The organism is Zoogloea ramigera (assembly GCF_006539865.1).
GTDB lineage: Bacteria > Pseudomonadota > Gammaproteobacteria > Burkholderiales > Rhodocyclaceae > Zoogloea > Zoogloea ramigera.
On record NZ_BJNV01000004.1, the window covers coordinates 102638 to 109236 of the forward strand.

A 6599-nucleotide genomic window follows, 5' to 3' on the forward strand; every position below is an offset into this window, starting at 1 on the left:
CCGCAACCGGCGTCCTTGCACCCCGCCCTCAGCGGGGCGCCGCCTCCGCCACCAAACCCGCCGCATCGAACCCCTGCAACAGCGCCCGCGCCGCGCCCTCGGATTTCGCCCGCAGCCATTCACCCCACGCCGCGTCCGGCAGAATCACCACAGAACGCTTCTCGTCCTCCGGCTTGTGGAAGCGCTGCATCAGCGGATGCCCGTCGGCGTTGATCGTCAGCATCGTCATCGACCACACGGCCGCGCCGCCCTCGCCCACCTCACCTACCTCGCCCGCCCTCCTCTCCCACAGCCCCGCGATCCCCATCGGCCGGCCGTCCTGCCGCCGGATCGCCCAGCGCACCGCCTTCCCCGTCTCGTAGCAGGGCTCGTACAGCACCTCCGCCGGGATGATGCACAACTGCCCGCGCTGCCAGGCATCCCGAAACGACGGCTTCTCGGCCAGCGTCTCGCTGCGGGCGTTGTAGGTCGACCGCACGATCTTCGCGTCCCTCGCCCAGCCTGGAACCAAGCCGAAAGACGCCGGCACCCACTGCCGCGGCGCGAAGTTGGTGACGATGGGCACCACCGAGCCGGGGTAGGCCTCGCCGTAGGCGAAGTCGGGCGGAGGCAGCGGGAAGGACTTCAGGGCTTCGGGGGTGGAGGGACGGTAATTGGCGCACATGGCAACGGTCAGGATTTGAAGTGCGGGCGTTCAATCGTGGAGCGAACCAGATTGCGCGGCTTGCCACGAAAGACCAGACATCATTCCCCCCTCTTGCATGCCGAAAAACCCGACACGTTTATGACTTTTATAGTCCGGGGTGAGATTCCTGCTTCGTCAGATTCGTTAACAAGAAGCTCAAAGCCACGAAAGACGACTTCTGCCTTTGCCTGAAAACAGTCACCTTTGGCGCGAAGATGTTTTGCGAGGCGGAATTTCGAGTAAGCGCTCTGCTGGCGCAGGGCAAAGAAACGGAAATTCGGTTCGAATGCCGTTTGCCGCTGAAGAACAGGAACGCTTGGACGAAACCAAAGATCGCCGCCATCGCTTGGTTCGTAGCGAACATAGCCAGTCAGGTGCAACTCGCCCTTCAGAAGAAATTCGCCATATATTGCATTCCCCGCCGAGTCATACCGATCTAGCGAAATTCGCTCCTGACGAATGTCAGGCGAACGTCCATCGGAAAAACGAAGATTGCACGCTCGCGCGAGCACCAACCCCTTCGGCAACGTAACTTCAACATTGGCGAGCTCTGCGCCACAGTGACATGACACAGGCCTTCCGTAATGATGAGTTAGCAAAGCGGAGCGACTCTGACATTCGGTAGCATTTGCCTGAGCACCTGCGAAAGTGAGCGCCAGGCAGGCTGCAATGAGAAGTGTGTTGCGCATGATGTCTGGCAGTCCCGTAGGTCGGGTTAGCGAAGCGTAACCCGACTGTACATGATCGGGCATGACGACGATGGCGTCGTTATCGAACGGACGTGATTGGAAGGCGAATCGAAAGGGATTAAGCAAGACATTGACGACATCAGCCGAAGCCAGGATGGGTCGGCAGGATTCCGCTACGAGGGTGAAGAAGAAGCCGCCGGGAACCGTAGCGCGTCGGTATTGCGTGGGCGGTGTCGGGTTACGCTGCGCTAACCCGACCTACGAGACTGAATAAGGAATGCGATGACCGTCTGCGGACAGTCAGACTCTTGAAGAGCGAACATTCAACGATTAAGCTCAACAGTAGCAATGGAGCTCAGTGGCATTTATTTCCGGTAGCGAGCTATGTCAAGCGCTCCTGCTCATCTCTCGCACTCTTTGAATTTGTTCATTCGATAGCGCGAGAACATTAGGATTTGCCTTCGTCATTGCAGCAATAATTTTCTTTTTTGCGACATTCGTGGATTTTGAAAGCTCGACTGCTTCCATTAAGCTATCAAACAATTCTTCAATTTCGGCTTTTTGATCGATCGTATAGGGTAGTTCATGCGCCTCATACCCGATATAGAAGCGCTCAAGGCGCCGGCGATTGGATCGCAATTCCATAATTCTAGCCACCCAGTTTTCTAGGTGATTTTCGTTGACAGGCTTTATCAAACCTTTTGCAACGAGATCATTTTGCACTGCAAGTGCTTTTTCACTTGCATCAATCAATGTACTTTCTATTGTCGCGATCTCAAATTCTTTTATAAATTGACCTGCCCCTTCAAAAGATGTACTCAACGCGTTCCAAGCATCAAGCGGACACCACCTTCCCCAGTAAGTCTCAATAGTAAATTGTTTAATGAATGAGCTAGGTATGTCTTTGGCTGGGAGTTCGCTCATGTTTAACACTTGCCTTGTAAATGTATCACCAGCCTCAAAGCCAACAGCTGCCAACTCCGGAGCAATTGCTCCTTTTTCTTTAGCAAGTGGCGTAAGCTTATACTTAATTCCAAGATGTTGACTTAGACTGCCTGACCACTTGTGAAGAAATAGACCAGAAGACAGCAAAGCGTACTGCAGTAGATATTTTTCTTGTTTGAAAACGGCTGATTCTATATCTTTACCCAAGCTTTCCCAAAGATAGTCATAGGTTTTTTCAAAGTCGTTGATATCTTTTTTCTTGGTTGATAGATATCCAATTTCAACATTTTCTCCTTTGAAGCCCGGGGTGGTAAAATTCGCTGAAGTCGTCAGCACAATACCACCCGACACAGCGCCATTAGATCTTTGAATTAATGCATATCCTTTAGCGTGAACTAATTTTGAAGATGCAAGCGCTCTCCACTGAAAATTTACGCTTTTATTTTTTAGACGACTTGTAATCTCTCTCAGTTTCTTGGCGGTATTTTTTGGACCATCCTTGTATATTTCCGAAAAATTGAATGTCAAGTATACGTCGGTAATCCGAATACGCTTAAGTAGGTGCTCTACATATTCTTCTAAAATGCCAAAATCAACATAACAAGTGAGTATCCACAACTCGTGTCTTCGTTGCTTTACTCTATTCAATGACAGTATTTCATTATCAATAATTTCTTCGGCAGATCTGCCGTGGTCGTTATTTAGTATATAAATGGTCATGAGTTTTTTTATTGTAAAGATTAACTAATAGTAGGCGGCTATATGAGCCCGTCTATGATTGATAGTGCGGGCAAACGTGTTTAGTGTGGAAAATCTGAACGTAAGCTTGGGACGTTCGAGATTGATAGTCCGCAGTTGGCCGACTGACGCCCCCAACGCGACACACTTCCCCTTCGACTTTCTCTAATCCTACCCCCACCCTCATCAAAAAGCCCGCTTCCGCGGGCTCATTTCAGGCAGTCTCACCTACCTCCATCACTCACTTGCCTTCACCTTCTTCGGCCTGCGGGGTTTGTGTTCCGATTTCTTCTTCAAGCCCAGCGAGGCGATCTGGTTGGAGTTGTCGCCGTATTGGGCGCGGACTTCGTTTTTGGAGACGCCCATTCTTCCGTGGAGTTCGAGGGAGGAGTCGTTGAGGTCGTCGCGCATGGCGTCGAGGGCGACCTGGTGGGCGATGATGGCTTCCTGCTTGGCGCGGATCTTGTCGACGATGGGGGCGATGGCTTCGACGGTGGCGTTGGGGTCGTGGGGCTTGTAGTCGGTGAGGAGCTTGAGGGCGTAGAACGCGTCGATATCGTCCTGGAGTTCCTTGGCAGTGATGCGGCGGCGGGTGCTGGCGGTCATGCTGTCTCCTTTGGGTTGTGCGGCCGGTAGGTGGCGCTGGCCGAGGCGTCAGATTAATTCGTTCACCATACTCGCACAAGCTTTTGTGCGAATGATGTGCCGATAAGCTGAAAATGCCTTCCGGTAGCTGCAGGATGACACCCGGGCGGCGAAGGCCCGACGGCGGAGGTGCCGGGGGCCTCGCGCGGGGTGGCGAGCCTTGTTGCAGGCCTGCAATGGTCTTCGAGCGGCGTGCAATGTGTCTCGCGAGGCTTGCAACCCTCGATTACGGGGGTGGGATGATCGATGTCGCACGGCCCATCGATGTTTGCAGCCGTGCAAACATCGATGGGAGGCGTGTCGAGATGGGTTGCAGGCTTGCAATGGTTCTCATCATAGTAAAAACCCTTGTTTGCACGCGTGCGATTAAGGGTTTTTACTATGATGAGAGGCTTTGCAGGCGTGCAAAGGTTCTCGTCGACCGTGTCGAGAACCTCGAGCGCTGGCTCGAGAGCCTCGAGCGCTTGTGCGAGAACCTCGGCGGGTTGGAAATGGGCAGGGAGAGCGGCCGGGGGGCGTCGCGCCGTGTTGTGAGCCTCGCGCGGGGGCGCGCGGCTCACAACTTCAGCGCACAGACGTGGCAAAAGACCTGGCACAAGACGCGGAATCAGCGCCCTTCCGCGCTCCCCGCCATCACTGCGGTCATGCGGAACATCGCGTCGTGGGCGCAGGTGTCGCCGGGCTCACCGCCCTGCCCTCCATGTCCACCAAAAGCCGCCAGCAGCGGGGTGATGTCCACCCTGGCGTTGTCGGCGTGGGTGGCGGGGTCGAGCTTGAAGATGGTCTTGCCTTCCTTGACGGTCTCGGTGACCTTGATTTCGGCGATGGCGTTGGGGGCGACCGCGGTGGGGTCTTTCGACAGGATCGCAAAGTCGGCCAGCTTGCCGGGCTCGAGGCTGCCTTTGGTCTTCTCTTCGAAGTGGTGGTAGGCGGGCCAGATCGTCATGGCCTTGAGGGCGGTGATCACATCCACCCGGTGCTCGGGGCCGACAATGCGGCCGGAGCCGCGGGCGCGGCGGGTGACGGTTGCGTCGAGCACGCGCATCGAGTCGGGGAAGGCCACCGGCGCGTCGTGGTGGCTCGAGAAGATCATGCCGCGCTTGCGCACCCAGCCGGTGGGCGAGATGTTCAAGCCCGCCTGGGGGCCGACGGTGTGGTCGAGGTGCCAGTCGCCCCAGTAAAAGGTGTGCATGGGGAACAGCGAGGGGATGACGCCGAGGGCCTTGAAGCGGTCGAGCTGGTCTTCACGCAGAAACTGGCCGTGGATCAGCACGGGGCGGGTGCCCTTTACCTTGGGGAAGCGCGCCTGGGCGGCCTGGTGGGCGGCGATCAGCAGGTCGGAGGCGCGCTCGCCGTTCGAGTGGGTGATGATCTGCAGCTTGTTCTCGTAGGCCCACTGGATGGCGCTCATCACCTCTTCGGCCGTTGCCGCGGGGTAGCCGGAGTAGCCCTGCGGGTAGTCGCCGACCGGCTTGTAGTAGGGCTGGTCGCGCCAGGCGGTAAAGCCCTGCGGGCTGCCGTCGATGGTGAGCTTGGCCCCGGCGATGCGGAAGCGGTTGGTGAAGGTGGCGCGCTGGTTGGTTTTGATGTATTCACGGCCCAGCAGCACGTCGGGGTAGGCGATCACATCATTCGCAAAGCCGCCCTCGGCCGCCACCTGCTTGAGCACCTCGGCGGTCTGGGGCGTGGCGCGGCCTTCGTCGGCGGTGGTGTAGCCAAAGCGCGCCCACAGCTTGGCGCCCTCGCGGGCAAATACCTTCAGCCCGTCCTGGCCGACACCGCCGAGCAGCTTGGGGGCGCCGAGGAAGAAGGCGGTCTCCTCGAGGGTGCCGTTGGGCTCGGTGCCGCCGGGCTTGCGCTGGATGACACCGCCGGCCGGGTCTTTGGTGCTGGCGTCGTAGCCCATGATCTTCAGCGCCGCCGAGTTGACCGCCGCCAGATGCGAGGACTGGTGGACCAGGAGGATGGGCACATCCGCCGAGACGGCGTCGAGCTCTTCGCGGGTGGGGTGGCGCTGCTCCTTGAGCTGCGAGGGGTCGTAGCCGAAGCCGATGATGACCTTGGCCTTGTCGACGACGGCCGCGTTGGCCTTGGCCCAGTCACACAGCGTTTGCTGCAGCGAGGCGATGTCGAGCACCCTGCCGTCGGGCGGGGCCAGCAGGTTGGCCGCCAGCGCCTGCAGGCCGCCGACCATGACGTGGCCGTGGGCGTCCACAAAGCCCGGCACCAGGGTGCGGCCGGCGAGGTCGACCAGCTGCGTGCCGGGGCCCTTGAGCTTCATCACCTCCTTGCGGCTGCCGACGGCGATGATCTTGCCGTTGGCCACCGCCACCGCCTCGGCCCGCATGGCCTTGTCGTTCATGGTGAGGATGGCCCCGCCGGACCAGATGCTGTCGGCGGTCTGCCGGGCCGGCGCGGGCGCGGCGATGGCCGTGCCGGCGGCGAGCATCAGGGTGATTGCAAGCACGTGATTTTGTGTGTTCATGCGTCTCTCTCCGGGTGATCTGGCGGTTTGCCGCCGTCGTGCAGTGGGCTTCGGCCTTGGTGGAGGGGTGTCGATGGATGCGCCGGCAGCGTGCCGGGTGTTGCGGGTATCTGGCGGGTATCTGGTGGGTACGTGACAGTTAAGGGTTCGCCGATGGTCGCCTCCCCGGCGGCGCCCGCCTCACCCAAGCCGGATACCCCGACATCCTACACAGCAAGAAGCCCGCTGACGCGGGTTCGTTGCGGGCTCGTGGTGGGTGGCGCTGCTCTCCTCGCTCAGCCGTCTCCGGTTTTCTCGGGCGGTGGGGCGGCTACCATGGGGGGTAAGCGGCACGACTCGCCGTGACGTGAGGCCGACGGTGCGAGCCCAAGCGCAGCCTCCGCCAAACCCCTCCCCGGCCCTCCCCTTGTCA

General features: G+C 58.8%; 5 protein-coding genes. All 5 read right to left on the reverse strand.

The annotated features are described in order from the left end of the window. Positions 1-28 precede the first annotated feature (28 nt). Positions 29-664, reverse strand: a complete 636-nt coding sequence (locus tag ZRA01_RS01485) for an SOS response-associated peptidase (RefSeq protein WP_141348976.1) — start codon at positions 662-664, stop codon at positions 29-31. Between the two features lie 80 nt (positions 665-744). After that, entirely contained in the window at positions 745-1374 is a 630-nt protein-coding gene (locus tag ZRA01_RS01490; RefSeq protein WP_141348977.1) for a hypothetical protein, read from the reverse strand. Between the two features lie 387 nt (positions 1375-1761). Then, positions 1762-3039 (reverse strand): restriction endonuclease PLD domain-containing protein, encoded by a 1278-nt coding sequence (locus ZRA01_RS01495; RefSeq protein ID WP_141348978.1) that lies wholly within the window; start codon positions 3037-3039, stop codon positions 1762-1764. A gap of 255 nt (positions 3040-3294) precedes the next feature. Then, entirely contained in the window at positions 3295-3663 is a 369-nt protein-coding gene (locus ZRA01_RS01500) for a hypothetical protein (RefSeq protein WP_141348979.1), read from the reverse strand. 646 nt (positions 3664-4309) lie between these two features. Next, entirely contained in the window at positions 4310-6187 is a 1878-nt protein-coding gene (locus ZRA01_RS01505) for an amidohydrolase (RefSeq protein ID WP_218028629.1), read from the reverse strand. Positions 6188-6599 lie beyond the last annotated feature (412 nt).

Excerpts from the sequence above, each read along its gene's own strand:
- ZRA01_RS01485 (WP_141348976.1), bottom strand. The coding sequence starts at position 664 with ATGTGCGCCAATTACCGTCCCTCCACCCCCGAAGCCCTGAAGTCCTTC.
- ZRA01_RS01490 (WP_141348977.1), bottom strand. The coding sequence starts at position 1,374 with ATGCGCAACACACTTCTCATTGCAGCCTGCCTGGCGCTCACTTTCGCA.
- ZRA01_RS01495 (WP_141348978.1), bottom strand. The coding sequence starts at position 3,039 with ATGACCATTTATATACTAAATAACGACCACGGCAGATCTGCCGAAGAA.
- ZRA01_RS01500 (WP_141348979.1), bottom strand. The coding sequence starts at position 3,663 with ATGACCGCCAGCACCCGCCGCCGCATCACTGCCAAGGAACTCCAGGAC.
- ZRA01_RS01505 (WP_218028629.1), bottom strand. The coding sequence starts at position 6,187 with ATGAACACACAAAATCACGTGCTTGCAATCACCCTGATGCTCGCCGCC.